General features: G+C 36.3%; 16 protein-coding genes. 4 read left to right on the top strand and 12 right to left on the bottom strand.

What is annotated here, in order from left to right:
* Window positions 1-701: IS3 family transposase (locus tag EGI31_RS24210; protein WP_255037101.1), on the top strand; the 701-nt coding region annotated here is incomplete at its 5' end.
* A gap of 230 nt (window positions 702-931) precedes the next feature.
* Window positions 932-1426 (top strand): DinB family protein, encoded by a 495-nt coding sequence (locus tag EGI31_RS24215; RefSeq protein WP_255039781.1) that lies wholly within the window; start codon window positions 932-934, stop codon window positions 1424-1426.
* 250 nt (window positions 1427-1676) lie between these two features.
* On the opposite strand, the gene EGI31_RS24220 is transcribed toward EGI31_RS24215, so the two are convergent.
* Window positions 1677-2261, bottom strand: coding sequence for a 3-keto-disaccharide hydrolase (locus tag EGI31_RS24220; RefSeq protein WP_255039782.1), 585 nt, complete (start codon window positions 2259-2261; stop codon window positions 1677-1679).
* Between the two features lie 15 nt (window positions 2262-2276).
* On the bottom strand, window positions 2277-2975 hold the full coding sequence (locus EGI31_RS24225; protein WP_255039783.1) for an MIP/aquaporin family protein: 699 nt from the start codon (window positions 2973-2975) through the stop codon (window positions 2277-2279).
* A gap of 68 nt (window positions 2976-3043) precedes the next feature.
* On the opposite strand from EGI31_RS24225, the gene purB reads away from it, so the two are divergent.
* Both purB and EGI31_RS24235 read left to right on the top strand, forming a co-directional pair.
* Window positions 3044-4387, top strand: a complete 1344-nt coding sequence (gene purB, locus EGI31_RS24230) for an adenylosuccinate lyase (protein ID WP_255039784.1) — start codon at window positions 3044-3046, stop codon at window positions 4385-4387.
* Window positions 4388-4404: 17 nt separating this feature from the next.
* Window positions 4405-6459 carry a hypothetical protein gene (locus EGI31_RS24235; protein WP_255039785.1) on the top strand — a complete coding sequence of 685 codons (2055 nt, stop codon included), beginning with the start codon at window positions 4405-4407 and terminating at the stop codon, window positions 6457-6459.
* A 52-nt stretch (window positions 6460-6511) separates the two neighbouring features.
* On the opposite strand, the gene fabD is transcribed toward EGI31_RS24235, so the two are convergent.
* The 10 genes from fabD to ilvD form a co-directional block, all read right to left on the bottom strand.
* A complete protein-coding gene (gene fabD / locus EGI31_RS24240; protein ID WP_255039786.1) occupies window positions 6512-7396 on the bottom strand; it encodes an ACP S-malonyltransferase in 885 nt (294 codons plus the stop codon).
* Between the two features lie 291 nt (window positions 7397-7687).
* Complete coding sequence (gene ilvC, locus EGI31_RS24245) at window positions 7688-8731, bottom strand: ketol-acid reductoisomerase (RefSeq protein WP_255039787.1); 1044 nt, start codon at window positions 8729-8731, stop codon at window positions 7688-7690.
* Window positions 8732-8764: 33 nt separating this feature from the next.
* Complete coding sequence (locus tag EGI31_RS24250; RefSeq protein ID WP_255039788.1) at window positions 8765-9178, bottom strand: putative toxin-antitoxin system toxin component, PIN family; 414 nt, start codon at window positions 9176-9178, stop codon at window positions 8765-8767.
* Window positions 9175-9393 carry a DUF8507 family protein gene (locus tag EGI31_RS24255; protein WP_255039789.1) on the bottom strand — a complete coding sequence of 73 codons (219 nt, stop codon included), beginning with the start codon at window positions 9391-9393 and terminating at the stop codon, window positions 9175-9177. The genes EGI31_RS24250 and EGI31_RS24255 overlap by 4 nt, the downstream gene beginning before the upstream one ends.
* Window positions 9394-9482: 89 nt before the next feature.
* Window positions 9483-11129: a leucine-rich repeat domain-containing protein gene (locus EGI31_RS24260; RefSeq protein WP_255039790.1), complete on the bottom strand. Its 1647-nt coding sequence runs from the start codon at window positions 11127-11129 to the stop codon at window positions 9483-9485.
* A 24-nt stretch (window positions 11130-11153) separates the two neighbouring features.
* Complete coding sequence (locus EGI31_RS24265) at window positions 11154-11543, bottom strand: HEPN domain-containing protein (RefSeq protein ID WP_255039791.1); 390 nt, start codon at window positions 11541-11543, stop codon at window positions 11154-11156.
* On the bottom strand, window positions 11540-11866 hold the full coding sequence (locus EGI31_RS24270; protein ID WP_255039792.1) for a nucleotidyltransferase domain-containing protein: 327 nt from the start codon (window positions 11864-11866) through the stop codon (window positions 11540-11542). The genes EGI31_RS24265 and EGI31_RS24270 overlap by 4 nt, the downstream gene beginning before the upstream one ends.
* Window positions 11867-11908: 42 nt before the next feature.
* A complete protein-coding gene (gene ilvN / locus EGI31_RS24275; protein WP_255039793.1) occupies window positions 11909-12445 on the bottom strand; it encodes an acetolactate synthase small subunit in 537 nt (178 codons plus the stop codon).
* Between the two features lie 40 nt (window positions 12446-12485).
* On the bottom strand, window positions 12486-14225 hold the full coding sequence (gene ilvB, locus EGI31_RS24280) for a biosynthetic-type acetolactate synthase large subunit (RefSeq protein WP_255039794.1): 1740 nt from the start codon (window positions 14223-14225) through the stop codon (window positions 12486-12488).
* 68 nt (window positions 14226-14293) lie between these two features.
* Window positions 14294-15976 (bottom strand): dihydroxy-acid dehydratase, encoded by a 1683-nt coding sequence (gene ilvD, locus EGI31_RS24285; RefSeq protein WP_255039795.1) that lies wholly within the window; start codon window positions 15974-15976, stop codon window positions 14294-14296.
* Window positions 15977-16066 lie beyond the last annotated feature (90 nt).

The raw sequence follows: 16066 nt of genomic DNA on the forward strand, positions 1-16066 counted from the left end.
GAGATGCTTTCGTAAGTATTGGTATTCATTATGGCTTTAGGTTAATGGCTTATAAAAACCCAGTTAGAACCACATTTTCGAGTCCATATAGTCGATACAAAAATCTTTTGGTTGACATAAAACTAAATAATATTAATCAACTTTGGACGAGTGATATAACATACTTTAATGTTGGTGAAAAAGTCTATTATATCACAATGATAATGGATGTCTATTCCCGCAAAATAGTAGGTTATACCGCTGCAGATAATATGAGAGCAGAAAACAATTGTGAGGCTCTAAAGATGGCATTTAAAGCTCGGAAACAGACTATTTTTACAGAACTAATTCATCATTCTGATAGAGGTGGGCAGTACGTCAGCAATGAGTACGTAGAAATGTTAAATGCTGCCAAAATCAAAATAAGTATGTGCAACGAAGTCCATGAAAATGCTCATATTGAAAGAGTAAATGGAACTATAAAGAACCAGTACCTCAGATATCGAAATATTACAAGTTTTGAAGAACTTAAAAAACAATTGAGCCGAACAATTGAAGCCTATAACAATAGCAAACCACATGTAGCTTTGAATAAGCTATCACCAAACTCGTTTGAACAATATATCAAAGAACAATATGTCGAAAATCGACCGATATTACCAATTTGGACTTGTAATGAAACGAAAAATATCAACCCAAATCAATGTATATTACAATTTTAACTATATTACATTTGTCTAAAAAAACGTCAACCTATTTTAGGCAAGCACAGGAGAAGTTCGATTCTAAAATATTAGTTCCCTATCCTAATTTCAATCCTGAGGAATCACAAATTATCAAAGGCTGCTGACATAGGGTTGTCATTTCATAAAATTACTTTTGCTTCATAGAAATTTCAAATCGAATCTCCCGATAGCCATCGGGACGTAAATCTAAAATCGTAAATAAAACTATGATCTCTTTTATTGAAGCATTTAAGAAAGAATTAGAGGCAGAAGCCATCCAAACTCGCAGGATGTTGGAAATTGTACCAACCGACAAAATGGATTGGAGACCCCATCCAAAAAGCATGAACATCAAAACATTAGCTACTCACTTAGCTGAGATTCCACTCATGATAGTTATGGGTCTAAAACATGACAAGTGGGATTTTGGAAACTCTCCTTATCAACCTGCAGATTGCAACAATGCGGAAGAACTGTTGGCATGCTTTGATGATTGCATTGCGGAGGCGAGAATTGCTCTTGATGAATCAACAGATGACATTTTGCAAAACCTATGGCAAATGTGTTCGGGCGATCAAGTTTGGCTTACGCTAGAAAAATGGGAGACTTTCCGGCATGCCATGGGTCAAAATGCACATCACCGTGCTCAGCTGCAAGTATGCTTACGCTTGCTAGATATTCCTGTACCAGGTCCATACGGCCCAAGTGCAGACGAAATGTAGAATTTTAGAAGACCAAGCTCCTTCCAAAAACAGGCCCGAATTAAACGAAATCTAAAATTCAGGCCTGTTTTTTTTGAATTCAATAATATTTACGAATTTCTTAACGCCTTCAAAATTAAATGGACTCCATAAACGTAAGATTTCCGAAGTCATTTCTTAAAGGTTATTTGAACAGTATCTGGAAAATACTTGACAATCAAAACTTTACAAATTTCCAAACGGAATAGTTATTCGAACTGGAAGACGATGATTAAATTTCGGCCAACAGTATTTTACGATACTGAATACTCATATTATTGCCTGGGTGCAATTGTATACCCACTGGACCAGAGGTAGGTATTTTTTCAGAAGTATACGTCATTACTTCTTGACCATTTAGCCAAACAGTATAGGTTTTATCCACCACTTTTATTTTCATCGTATTCCAGTCACCCACATTCAGTATTCCCTCAGTTTTGGCTTCTGAAGGATATCGCAAGCCTGGAATATAAGGCGATGCCGTAAGGTCTCTTTTAAGCGAACCCGAAATCCCAATTTGAATCTGGTCGTTTTCACCTCTCAAAAAAACACCCGAATCCACCACCCCACTTACGTCTTTATATTCTACTTCAACTATAAAATCTTTGTAGGATTTCTCTGTCCAAAGAATACTTCCTTTGAGGTCATCACTACTTTTCACCAAAAGCATCTTATCTTTTACCGACCAATTGTCGTTATTGGGCTGAGGAACAACCCAACCGCTTAAATTTTTACCATTAAATATTTTTTTAAGTTTTTGGCCAGAAACAACCAGTGAAAAACCCAATATCAAGAAACAAAGTATTACTTTTTTCATGGAAAACTTTAATTATTAAAATAAGAAAGTACCCAAAACTGCTCCTAAAATTGGTCCGATAACTGGAATCCAAGCATATGACCAATCACTAGAGCCTTTGCCAGCTATTGGCAAAATAGCATGGGCTATCCTCGGAGCCAAATCTCGAGCTGGGTTTATGGCATACCCTGTTGTGCCACCTAAGGCATTTCCGATAACCCAAACGAGCATTCCTACTAGGTAAGGCGATAAGCCTGAACCGTCTGAGGCATAGATAGAGGAAACCCCAACGAACAATATAAATGTTCCTGCAAGCTCGCCAAAAAGGTTAGAGGGCGTATGTTTAATAGCTGGTCCCGTCGAAAAAACGGCCAACTTTGCTCCTTTATCTTCGGTAACAGCCCAATGTGGATAATAAAATAACCAGGTGCTTACGGCACCAAGAAATCCTCCAATCATTTGAGCGGTAATATAAGGCAAAACACTAGACCAATCACCTGATTTTAAGGCAAATGCGATAGTGAGGGCAGGATTGAGATGAGCATCCTGACTACCGAATTTTTGTGAAACAAATACCCCCATCATAACGGCCAAGCCCCATGCGGTGGTTATAACTATCAGTCCAGAATTGTGCCCTTTGGTGCCTTTGAGCAAAACATTGGCAACAACGCTTTCTCCGAGAAAAATCAAAACAAAAGTACCGAGCAGTTCGCCCAAAAATGGTGAAGGTGTCATAAATCTATAAGAGTTTTAAGGTTGATTGTGGGAGCAATTTAGTAATTTTGCGGTTTATTAAATATAATATGCAATTAAATTCTTTAAGTGCCATTTCGCCTATAGATGGTAGGTATCGCAGACAAGTGGAAGATTTGGCCGCCTATTTCTCTGAATTTGGCCTCATAAAATATAGAGTAAGGATAGAAATAGAGTATTTCATACAACTTTGTGAACTTCCGTTACCACAATTGTCTGATTTTCCTAAAAATCTTTATGCCGAACTGAGAAACATTTACTTGAATTTTTCAGAAGAAAATGCACTTGAAATTAAAGAAATAGAAAAAACGACCAATCATGATGTAAAAGCCGTCGAATATTTCATTAAAAAACGTTTCGAAAATTTCGGAATCGAGAAATATTCGGAATTCATTCATTTTGGCCTCACTTCTCAAGATATCAACAATACATCTATACCTCTTTCATTAAAAGAAGCACATGACACAGTGTTTTTCCCTAACCTGATGGCCGTAGTTGAGCAAATACAAGAATTGGCCGAAGCGTGGAAAGCCATTCCGATGTTGGCAAAAACCCACGGACAGCCTGCTTCTCCTACTCGTTTGGGCAAAGAAATGAAGGTATTTGTAGAAAGATTGGTAAATCAGATTGGACTTTTGGCCGCTATTCCATATTCAGCAAAATTTGGTGGTGCGACAGGAAATTTCAATGCCCATTTTGTGGCTTATCCTGAAACAAACTGGGTGGATTTTGGGAATAAGTTCGTAAATACCACGCTAGGACTTAGCCGTAGCCAAACCACCACACAGATAGAGCACTATGACAATCTTGGAGCTTATTGTGACAATATCAAACGTATCAATACCATACTCTTGGATTTTTCACGTGATGTTTGGCAGTATGTTTCAATGAATTATTTCAAACAAAAAATCAAAGCGGGAGAAATCGGGTCATCGGCCATGCCGCACAAAGTAAACCCCATAGACTTTGAAAATGCTGAGGGGAATTTAGGTATCGCAAATGCACTTTTCGAGCATTTTTCGGCCAAATTGCCTCTCTCGAGACTTCAAAGAGACCTAACAGATTCTACGGTTTTAAGAAACCTAGGAGTGCCTTTGGCTCATACGCTTATAGCCCTGAAATCACTGCTAAAAGGAATAGGAAAACTGGAATTGAACCAAGCCGCTATAGACGCTGACTTGGAAGAAAACTGGGCCGTAGTAGCCGAAGCTATTCAAACGGTTTTACGAAGAGAAGGTTTCCCGAAACCATACGAAGCCTTGAAAGATTTGACCCGTAAAAACGAAAAAATCACTGAAAGAGCTATCAAAGAGTTCATAGAGACCTTAGATATTTCTGAAAAAACAAAGTATGAGTTAAAACAAATAACTCCCTTTACTTTTACAGGAGTGTAAACAATAAGCTTTTGATAATGAACAAACTAAATAGACTTTCCATTGCATTTTTTGTATGCTTCATGGCTTTTAGTTTGTTCATTTTTACAGATATTTTTGTAAACTACCCTATACTAGACGATTTTGGTGCCATCGTGAATTTTATGGTGGATTACCTCAAAACCACTGGTTTTTCGGAAACAATAAAACTGCTTTTTTCTCAAAATAACGACTTCCGTTTGGTTGTATTAAAGCTCATTACGCTTTCAGATTATTACATATTTGGGAAAATCAACTTTCAGCATTTGAGAATTATCGGCTTCTCTTTTTTCTTAAGCACGTTGTTCTTGTTTTTCAAATTAGGCAGATTTCAAACTTCAAAATTCTATTACTTTTTACCTGTCCCTTTGCTTTTGATTTCTTTTGCATACGCCGAGATCAACAGTTTGGCAATGGAATCGCTTTCTCATTTTGTGGTGATTTTCTTTGCGATATCCTGTCTTTATTACCTTTTTGAAACCAAACAAATCGTTCTGCCCATCATACTTTTGTTTCTGGGCATATACTCCAATGGAAATGGCCTGCTGCTGGTCCCGATAGGCATTTTAGGACTTATAGTAACTAAAGATTACAAAAGACTTGGCATTTGGAGCCTTTTCTGTGCTTTGGCTATTTTTGTTTTTTTCCTAGACTATGAAAAAGGAAATACCCCGCTTGATGCATCGGTCTTTAAACGAATAGCCTACGTTTTCCCTATTTATCTGGGAGGAATCGGTGGTATGGAATCCATTAAAATCAACATGATATTTGGTATTTTGGGAATTATCCTAGCCATTTACTTTCTAATCATAAAAAAATCCTACAAAAATAATACAGCTCTATCAGCACTAATGCTTTTCTTTTTGGGTACTTATCTGCTTATATCATCCAAAAGACAATATACCGATTCCACAGCTCTTCTTAGAGGTGCTTACCTCATAAACAGCGTTTGTGTTTTTGTAACATTTTATATTCTTTTTTATAAAATACACCTATCGAAGTGGATTGAAGCCAAAAACACTAAACTTACAAATGGGTCTTTTCTTGCGATACTTTTTGTCTGTTTGGTTTACCAAGCAAGAAATTACACCAAATGGATTCAAGTTTTTGGATATCAAAAAAGGTCTATCCAAGCTGTGATGGTGATGATTTCGGGAAGCACCAAACAACTTTATGCTGATGAAGGAGCCATTCATAATATTCCTTTAAACATGCGTCCTGGGCTTGACACCTTGATTAACAAAGGCGTTTTTGACAATTCTGATGCTTTGGAATCATTAATTGTAAAGCCTATAAAATTTAATTCAAATGAAATTTCTGGAGAACTCAAAAACAAAATAGACATTATCAGCATAGATGGAACACAAATAATTGACAATCCGTACATAACCATTTCTGCAAGAATCAAAGACTATTTGAAAAATCCTTTAAATGGCTTAGGAATAGTTTGTATTCAAAATGGAGTGAAAAACTATTACGAACTTCCGCTCAAAAATGACAAGCTGTTTCTTATAAAACCTGTAAAGGGGAGAGATTTTTATTTTGAGTTTATGATACCGAAGAAAATACTAAAAAGTGGCAGTTTTGAGATGTCTTTCGTGAAGTTTGAAAACAAAAGAATATTTCAATCAAAAGAAACACTGAAAATAAATTGGAATGGCCAGACAAATTCAAATTTGGCTTTATCAAAATTCGTTAATTTAGATACGAAGAATTCCTCAGCAGACTCCGTTAATAAACCTGAGTTCTTTGAAGCCTATTACAATGGTTTAAAGCATGAAATTATAGTAGAATTAGACGCTAAGCAAAAGGAAAACACAAACTATTTACAGTTCCAAGATACCGAAAGCATAAACACTTTTCAAATAAAACTCGCCACTGATAATAGCCTTAGTGAGAACAATATGGCAAACGCTATTTTTAGCCAAAACGAAGCCAAGTCCTATTTAAAAAACAAAACCGGCCTTTTCAAATTATCCCTGATTAGTAAAAAAGGAGAAGAAAACTTTAAAACCTACCCTTTGAAATCGCTTTACTATTTTAGATTCTATTAAACAAAAAAGAGTCCTTTCAGACTCTTTTCATACTTTAAACTATATTGTAGGATTACACACCCGCAGTTTCTACTTCAGGCGAAATCTTCTTCACTAAACCTTGTAATACTTTACCAGGACCACATTCTACAAATTTTGTGGCACCGTCAGCCACCATATTTTGCACGCTTTGAGTCCAACGTACGGGTGCTGTCAATTGGTGAATCAGATTCATTTTGATATCCTCAACCTCAGTAAATGGCTTGGCACTTACGTTTTGGTAGATAGGACAAATAGGAGTTTTGAATTCAGTATTTTTGATAGCCTCCGCCAATTCTTCGCGAGCCGGCTCCATCAAAGGCGAGTGAAATGCTCCTCCAACTTGAAGAACCAATGCACGCTTGGCACCTGCCTCTTTCATTTTCTCGCAAGCAATATTAGTACCTTCTATGCTTCCTGAAATCACCAACTGACCCGGGCAGTTATAATTTGCAGCTACAACTACTTCCTTAGTTTCGGCATGAACAGCAGCACAAACCTCCTCTACTTTTTCGTCTGACAGATTCAAAACTGCAGCCATTGTAGATGGATTTAATTCACAAGCTTTTTGCATCGCATCAGCTCGTTTTGCAACTAATCTAAGCCCATCTTCGAAAGACAAAGCACCTGCTGCCACAAGAGCTGAAAACTCACCTAAAGAATGACCCGCAACCATATCGGGCTTAAAATCCTCGATAGTAGTAGCCAAAATAACCGAGTGTAAAAAGACGGCTGGCTGCGTCACATTGGTTTGCTTGAGTTCATCGTCAGAACCTTCAAACATTATTTTTGTAATATCAAATCCTAAAATTTCATTGGCTTTGTCAAAAAGAGCTTTGGCCTTTTCGTTGGTTTCGTAAAGCTCCTTTCCCATGCCACTAAACTGTGCACCTTGTCCCGGAAATACGTATGCTGTCATCTTATCAGAGGTTTTGTTTATGGTACAAAATTAGTTAAAAAGTTTGGAAGATGGAAAGTTGGTAAGTTGGTATGTTAGAAAGTTGGTAAGCTCGAAAGTCGGGAAGAAAATGATCGAAATTAATGCGATAAGGTTTGTGCCAAACGCATAGGCCTTCGCTTGTGTTCTCACAAATGAAAACCATTCAAACCAAAAAATCCCCGAATTGCTTCGAGGATTTTTGAATATTAACATTTTTCGCCTTGAAGTTTGTTAAGACACAAACTTCGGCGACACAAACATTTGCGGTTCTTAGTTATTTTCTGGTCTAAGGCTTCTTACAGTCTTACCAGCTCTCCACATTTCTGATTCACGAAGTTCTGCTAACTCAACTTCCAATTTCTCACGGTAGTCTGGCTGAGAGTTACGCTCAATAGAAATCGAAGCTTCATTTTGAGTAACTACAGAATTATATAATTTCTCAAAAACAGGCTTAGTTGCATCACGGAAAGGCTTCCACCAGTCCAAAGCACCTCTTTGAGCAGTTGTTGAACAGTTGGCATACATCCAGTCCATACCGTTTTCTGCTACCAATGGCATCAAGGATTGCGTTAATTCTTCCACAGTTTCGTTGAAAGCCTCAGATGGCGAGTGACCATTTGCACGTAATACTTCGTATTGTGCAGCAAAAATACCTTGTATAGCACCCATCAAAGTTCCTCTTTCTCCAGTAAGATCAGAAGATACTTCTTTGTAAAAATCTGTTTCGAACAAATATCCTGAACCAACACCGATAGCCATTGCGATACATTTCTCACGAGCCTTGCCAGTCGCGTCTTGGTAAACGGCGAAAGATGAGTTCAAACCTTTTCCTTCTACAAACAAACGACGAAGTGAAGTACCCGATCCTTTTGGAGCAGCCAAAAATACATCAACATCAGCTGGGGGAACAATACCCGTTTTTTCTTTGTAAGTGATGCCAAATCCGTGAGAGAAATACAATGATTTTCCTGGAGTAAGGTATTTTTTAACAGTTGGCCAAAGCTCGATTTGAGCAGCATCTGAAAGCAAATAACAAATGATTGTTCCTTTTTCAAGAGCTTCTTCGATTTCGAAAAGTGTCTCGCCTGGTACAAATCCGTCAGCAACAGCTTTGTCGTAAGTTTTACCTTTACGTTGTCCAACTATTACCGGAAGACCGTTGTCACGCATGTTCATTGCTTGACCAGGACCTTGCACGCCATATCCAATCACAGCGATTACCTCGTTGCTTAATACTTCTCTTGCTTTTTCAAGGGGAAATTCTTCTCTTGTTACTACTTCCTCCTCAACACCACCAAAATTTAACTTTGCCATTTTTATTAATTACTGATTTGTTTTAAAATTACGTTATATTTTATTTTTTAATAGTTCACCAAAATCTTCTAGTGAAATTATATTTATTTTCGGAAAATCAATGCTCTTCAAAATATTGTAATCGTTATCATTTGTTACTATATAATCTACATTTGCAGCAAAGCCACAATCTACGAACTTGTTATCGTCAGGGTCGTTTTCGATTAGACCCAATTTAAAAGAAACATTCATTTTTTCTACATTTTTCGCCGAAACTAATAACTCGTAAAACGGTTCAGCAACACTTGTAGAAAAATATTTTCCAATTATTTCCTCATATTCATTTAGAATTTCAGTCGTTAAACATATATTAAATTCATGGTTTACTAGAGACTGAATTAACCAATTATACTTAGATTTTCTTGAAAGTGCCACCAATAAACAATTGGTATCTATAACAACTTTCATTTCCTTAAATCTTTACTTAACCACTCATCCATTAATAAATTCGAGAAGCCTTTCTCATCCCACTGCAAATCAGCATTATCCTGCACTTTATTTGCTAAATAATTCACTATCAGTTGATTTATAGCTTTCAAATCATCGTCAGACACACCACTCTCGTAGAGTTTCAAAAACTCCAATTGAAGATTAGAAAAAGGAAGTTTAGCTATTGCACCCATGCATAATTTTTAATTTTAGCTCTGCAAATTTCCGAATAAATTCGGCGAAAACCAAGCCAAAAACCAACTTGGATTTTATTTATTATTAATCAATTACAAACTTTATATTCTGCAGTTGAGTCTTTTTGCCAATGGATTTTATTTGCTAAATTCAAATCTGCAACACAAATATTTTTTATTTTATTATCACTACAGGTCAAATAAGTCAAATTCTTGTTTTTAGCAACATTTAAATTAATTAAGTTATTTTTTACACAACGCAAACTCACTAAATTGATATTTGAATTAAGGTTTAATTGTGTTAATTGATTAAAATCACAAATAACTGTTTCCAAATTAATATTTTTATTTAACAGCAATTCCTTAATTAGATTGTGAGAACATCCTAATTCTAAAAGGTTAACATTATCAATCAAGTTTATATGTTCAATGAGATTATTATCACAAGACAAAAATTGTAACGAGATATTAGTCTTAAAATCAATCGAACTCAACATGTTATTTGCAATTGTTAATCTTGTTAATTTACGATTGTTAGTTAAATCAATTTTTTTTAAACGATTGTTAGAGCAATTTAAAACAGTAATATTAACATTTGAATTAAGGTCTAAATCTGTTAACAAATTATCAAAACAACGCAAATCTTGAAGATTTACATTTCTTCTTAAATCTAAATTATTTAACTGGTTTTCAGAACAATACAATCTAGACAAGTTAACATTATTACTAATTTCTAGATGCTCCAACTGATTATTGTTACATGATAAATGATTTAATAATACGTTCTCCCTCAAATCTAATTTAATAGAACTATTATACCCACAAACCAAAACTTCTAGTTTTAAATTGTTTTTTGTTTTTAATTCTAAAATATTATTATTCATGCAATCTAAAACACCTAAAAGAACATTTTTACTTATATCTATTAATTTTAATTTATTGAAACTAACATTTAATGTTTCCAAAACTACATTTTTTGTAATATCTAGATTTTCAAGTTGGTTACCACTGCACTCTAAGTGATATAGTTTAAGATTTTTTGTCAAATCCAAATTGGAAATTTTATTATTTCCACAATTTAATCTAATCAATTCTTTATTATATGACAAATTCAAGAGGGCCAGTTGATTCCTATAACAGTAGACCTCTTTTAACTTAACATTTGTTTTAAAGTCCAATACTTGTAAAGAATTTTCCTCAAAATTAACATACTCTAAATTAACACAATCGGATAAATCTACCTCAACAAGCTTATTAAAACGGGAATCCAATCTTTTTAAATTTTTTAAATTATTTAAAGAAATTGTACTTATTAAATTGTTATCAAATTCTATGTTTTCTAGATTTTTAAGATCTTTTATAATTAAATTTGAGAGTTGATTATTATTACATATTAGACTTTTTAAATAAATGTTCTTTGATAAATCTAACTCTATTAATTCATTACGACTACAATCCAATTCTATCAAATCTTTAAATGCATGAATCCCACTCAAATCTTCAATCCCCATTCCGTATAAATTCAATTTTGCAACTCCAATTACATCTTTATTTGCAATTTTTTGGTCTATTTGTCCATCTTTATCGATGCCCAAGTCAATTAAAGCCTTTTCAAAATTTGCATCTGGAATATTTACAAAACCATCATCCTGTTTTACAAAAAATGACTTTTGCTTATTTTCATTGAACCCTATCAAAAGGGAACTAATAATACTTAATAATACTATGTAATTCATTATGTTGATTTCAATAAGACTTCTTCACTGCCCAATCAATTCCCTAATCACAATAATAAAATTCTCGGCTTCAGAAATAAGTGGTTCTATTTCTTCCTTTGTAAATATTTTTACATCCTCGTAATCTCCTTCTTGTCTTTTGTTGAATAGATTTCCGTAGAGAACTCCTAAATCTTTTTTTACAAGACCAGTTTTAATGAATTCATTACTGAAGGTTGACCTTGCTCCAGAATGAGACTTTGTCCTGAAACTTTTTTTAAATAATAGTGCGATTACAATGTAAAAACAAGCGTAATACAGCCTATTTGCAACAGTGTTCCAATGATTTCCAGTAGAGAGAATTTTAGCCTCTTCAAGCGTTTCTAAAGCTCTATCTATTCTGTACTTTATTATTGTCTCTCTCTCGTAAATCATAAAACAATGCCATCTTCATGCACATTTTGATAGAAATCCGTAATGGCTTGCCCTTTCCATTCTATTCTATTTTCAATAAAACTCGAGAAACATTGGCCAGTCTCCATTTCTTTTTCAAAAAGATTTCTTCTAAAAACTGTCTTCAGAGGCTCATTTACATTCCTATCCGTCAAAATCAAAAAATCCCAATCTGAGTCCTTTTTATAATCTCCTCTTGCCCTTGAACCAAACAAAATCACCTCAGCGTTCGGGTCAAATTCTATCACTGTCTGCTTAACTTTCGAGGTTATCTCATAAAATAATTTTGTTTGTACTTTTCTCATGTTATTGAAATTCAAGGTTCAAAGATACAAAATTTCAAATTATCACAGATAATATTCCCATTCCTGATCCTCAGGTAGATACTCAACCAATCCTTGTGGAGTTTTACCTATGGCCACTCTTCCAGAGCGGACAAATTCTATGATTCCGTGGGGTTTGAGATATCTGAAAAAATCAAAAATTTCTTCTTCCGTACCTGTTTTTTGGATGGTTACATAGTCCAAGCCCCAATAAACCACCCAAGCCTTATAAATGCGGTTAATAGTGTCTATATCTAAGGCTTTTCCACCAATTGGCGTAGATATCTTGAAAAGAGCTATTTCGTTGTAAACGATTTCGTCGTTCAGATATCCAAACACTGCCAAAACTTCTACAATTTTTCTGATTTGGCGAACCAGCTTTTCTACCTCTTCACGCTTTTCGTGTTTGATAACTATCGTAAAACGAGAAACGCCTTTTCTGACAGTTTCAGAAACGGTGAGGCTTTCTATATTTATTCTTCTACGTGTAAATATTACCGTGATCTTATTCAAAAGACCAATGCTATTTTCGGTAAAAACACATATGGTATATTGCGTCATAATTTTTCTAATTTGCTGTAAATGTTACTCTTAAATTGTTTTAAACAAGTCTGATTTCACTTACACTTCTTCCGGCAGGTACCATAGGAAATACATTTTCCTCTTTCTCTACCACTACTTCCAACACATATCCGCCATCATGAGCCAACATTTTGTCAATGGCCTCACTCAATTGTTCTCTTTCTGTAATTTTCTCACCTTCCAGTCCAAATCCCTTCGAAATCATGATGAAGTCTGGATTTTGAAGCTCTACGAAAGAATACCTTTTATCAAAAAACAATTGTTGCCATTGACGGACCATTCCTAAATAGTTGTTATTCAGAATAATCAATTTCACTGGCAATTTACTCTGAGCAATAGTTCCCAATTCTTGTATAGTCATCTGAAAACAACCATCACCAATGAATGCAATTACGTCTCTATCCGGAGCTCCCATTTTGGCACCTAAAGCTGCCGGTATGGCAAAACCCATGGTTCCTAATCCACCCGAAGCTATATAAGAATTGTGTCTTTTAAACTCAAAATATCTGGCCGTAACCATCTGATGTTGACCTACATCTACTACAACACAAGCTTCACCTTTGGTTTTATCCGAAACCATTTTCACCACCTCAGCCATTTTTATTTGACCTTCAAACTTGAGGTCTCTGTCGGTAACGGCTTCTTTTTCTTTCGGTTCAAGTTTCCTGAATTCGTTCTTCCAGCCTTTAAAATCACCCTTTTTCACCAATGGTGTTAGCAACTCCAAAACTTCTTTTACGTCCCCAATTACAGGAGCTTCTGTTTTCTTAATTTTTTCAATTTCTGCAGGGTCTATCTCGATGTGCACAATTTTTGCCTGCTTAGCAAAAAGTGAGGCATCTCCCGTAACTCTATCGTCAAAACGCATACCGATGGCTATCAAAACATCACACTGGTCGGTCATTACGTTAGGTGCATACATACCGTGCATACCCAACCAACCCATATAGTTGGGGTGGTCTATTGAAATGCCAGAAAGGCCTAAAAGTGTACTAGCACATGGAATATCGGTTTTTTCTACAAACTCTTTAAACTCCTGCATAGCACCTGAAATAAGCACTCCATGTCCAAAAAGTATATAAGGTCTTTTGGCTTTGTTGATCAGTTCAGCGGCTTTCTCCACTTGGTCCATTTTCGGAACTCTCCTTGGGTGATAACCTGGCAGTCCTTCCACTTTTTTATACTCAAATGGCTTCGTCATGCTTTTTACCTGAGCATCTTTGGTGATGTCAATCAAAACCGGACCAGGCTTTCCAGCTCTCGCAATAAAAAATGCTTTCGCCAATATCAACGGAATCTCGTCTGGATCAGTGATTTGGTAGTTCCATTTACAGATGGGCGTAGTAATACCAATTACGTCGGTTTCTTGAAATGCATCAGTTCCCAACAAATTTGAAGCCACCTGACCTGTAATAGCCACCATAGGCGTACAGTCAATAATGGCATCGGCGATTCCCGTTACTAAGTTAGTAGCTCCAGGGCCTGATGTGGCCATACAAACACCTACCCTACCACTTGATCGGGCATAGCCTTCGGCAGCATGCGAGGCACCTTGCTCGTGACGAACTAAAATATGGTTTATACGATCGGTGTAGTCGTAGAGGGCATCATAAATAGGCATAATGGCTCCACCTGGATACCCAAAGATGGTATCTACACCCTCTGCCACGAAGCACTCCATCAATGCCTGACCACCAGACAAAAATTTCACCTCTTCTATTTTAATGTCTTCTTCCATGAAAGCTATTTCTTTACTCATGGTATATTTAGTTTTTATTTGTTTTTTTTCGAGAGTCTTTTCTTTAGAATTGGGGATTCGTAAAGAAATTATAAATCAGTCACACAGCCTTTGCTGGCTGAGCTAACGTTTTTCACATATTTTCTTAAAATTCCTTTTGTAAATGGCGAAGGAATCTGTTTCCACTGAGCCCTTCTTATGGCCAATTCGTCATCAGAAACATGCAGCGTCAATGATTTGGTGACTGCATCAATCGTAATTTTATCTCCATCCTTGACCAATGCAATAGTACCGCCTTCGAATGCCTCTGGAGTGACATGACCTACTACAAAGCCGTGGGTACCGCCTGAAAATCTACCATCGGTAATCATGGCGACAGAATTACCCAAACCTGCACCCATCACTGCAGAAGTAGGCTTTAACATTTCTGGCATACCTGGGCCGCCTTTTGGTCCCTCATTTCTAATCACTACAACCTGTCCAGGTTTTATCTCACCTTTCGACAAAAATTCTATGGCATCCTCTTCACACTCACAAACCTTGGCTGTACCTTCAAACTTCTCACCTTCTTTTCCTGTAATTTTAGCCACGGCACCTTCTGTGGCAAGGTTGCCATAGAGTATCTGCAAGTGACCGCTAGATTTTATAGGATTGGATAACGGACGAATAATCTTTTGATTCTCGAACTCTAGATCAGGAACATCCGCTAAATTTTCTGCGAGAGTTTTACCTGTAATGGTCATACAGTCGCCGTGTAGTAAATTGTTATTTAGGAGATACTTTAACAAGGTTGGAAGGCCTCCGATAGATAGCATATCTTCCATGTAGTACTTACCTGATGGTTTTAAATCTGCCAAAAACGGAACACGGTCAGAGATAACTTGTATATCATCAAGTGTAAAATCAACATCTGCTGCATGGGCAATAGCCAAATAATGCAAAACCGCATTGGTAGAACCACCCAGAGCCATCACAACAGTTACTGCATTTTCAAAAGCCTTGCGGGTCATAATGTCTTTTGGCAAAATATTCAGCTCCAGCATATTTTTCATTGCAGCACCTATGGCTATACATTCAGCGGTTTTGCCTTCATGTGTAGCGGGGTAGCTTGAGGAGTTTGGCAATGTCAAACCCATCGCTTCCATTGAAGATGCCATGGTATTGGCCGTGTACATACCTCCACAAGCACCAGCACCAGGTATTGCATTTTTTATAACTCCTTCATAATCCTCATCGGAGATATTTCCTGCGAATTTCTTCCCAAGTGCCTCAAATGCAGAGACTATATCCAGTTTTTGACCTTTATATTCGCCAGAGCGGATAGTACCTCCATAAACCAACATTGCGGGGCGATTAAGTCTAGCTATGGCTATCATGGCACCGGGCATATTTTTATCACAACCCACAACGGCTATCACTCCATCATACCATTGAGCAGAAACCACGTCTTCAATCGAATCTGCGATCAAATCTCTACTAGGCAAAGAATATTTCATTCCGTTGTTGCCATTGGTCATACCGTCAGATACACCTATCGTATGAAAAATAAGACCTACCATGTCGTTGGCCTGAATCCCTTTTTTCACATGTACAGAAAGTCCATTTAAGTGCATATTACAGGTATTGCCTTCATAACCAGTACTTGCAATACCAATCTGCGGCTTTTGCATGTCATCTGAAGAAAGGCCTATACCGTAAAGCATGGCTTTAGCGGCTGGATTCGTGATTTCTTGCGTTAGGGTTCTGCTGAACTTATTGAGGTTTTGCGACATTTTATTTTTAAAGTAAATTGTTAATTAGCGAAAATTCGCTAAAATACTTATTTCAACTTTACAAATAAAAAAACATAAAATAATAATTAC

It is taken from the genome of Lacihabitans soyangensis (assembly GCF_024343775.1).
In the GTDB taxonomy this organism is placed as follows: Bacteria; Bacteroidota; Bacteroidia; order Cytophagales; family Spirosomataceae; genus Leadbetterella; species Leadbetterella soyangensis.

Coding starts and splice junctions, on each gene's coding strand:
- EGI31_RS24215 (WP_255039781.1), top strand. CDS start 932: ATGATCTCTTTTATTGAAGCATTTAAGAAAGAATTAGAGGCAGAAGCC.
- EGI31_RS24220 (WP_255039782.1), bottom strand. CDS start 2,261: ATGAAAAAAGTAATACTTTGTTTCTTGATATTGGGTTTTTCACTGGTT.
- EGI31_RS24225 (WP_255039783.1), bottom strand. CDS start 2,975: ATGACACCTTCACCATTTTTGGGCGAACTGCTCGGTACTTTTGTTTTG.
- purB (WP_255039784.1), top strand. CDS start 3,044: ATGCAATTAAATTCTTTAAGTGCCATTTCGCCTATAGATGGTAGGTAT.
- EGI31_RS24235 (WP_255039785.1), top strand. CDS start 4,405: ATGAACAAACTAAATAGACTTTCCATTGCATTTTTTGTATGCTTCATG.
- fabD (WP_255039786.1), bottom strand. CDS start 7,396: ATGACAGCATACGTATTTCCGGGACAAGGTGCACAGTTTAGTGGCATG.
- ilvC (WP_255039787.1), bottom strand. CDS start 8,731: ATGGCAAAGTTAAATTTTGGTGGTGTTGAGGAGGAAGTAGTAACAAGA.
- EGI31_RS24250 (WP_255039788.1), bottom strand. CDS start 9,178: ATGAAAGTTGTTATAGATACCAATTGTTTATTGGTGGCACTTTCAAGA.
- EGI31_RS24255 (WP_255039789.1), bottom strand. CDS start 9,393: ATGGGTGCAATAGCTAAACTTCCTTTTTCTAATCTTCAATTGGAGTTT.
- EGI31_RS24260 (WP_255039790.1), bottom strand. CDS start 11,129: ATGAATTACATAGTATTATTAAGTATTATTAGTTCCCTTTTGATAGGG.
- EGI31_RS24265 (WP_255039791.1), bottom strand. CDS start 11,543: ATGATTTACGAGAGAGAGACAATAATAAAGTACAGAATAGATAGAGCT.
- EGI31_RS24270 (WP_255039792.1), bottom strand. CDS start 11,866: ATGAGAAAAGTACAAACAAAATTATTTTATGAGATAACCTCGAAAGTT.
- ilvN (WP_255039793.1), bottom strand. CDS start 12,445: ATGACGCAATATACCATATGTGTTTTTACCGAAAATAGCATTGGTCTT.
- ilvB (WP_255039794.1), bottom strand. CDS start 14,225: ATGAGTAAAGAAATAGCTTTCATGGAAGAAGACATTAAAATAGAAGAG.
- ilvD (WP_255039795.1), bottom strand. CDS start 15,976: ATGTCGCAAAACCTCAATAAGTTCAGCAGAACCCTAACGCAAGAAATC.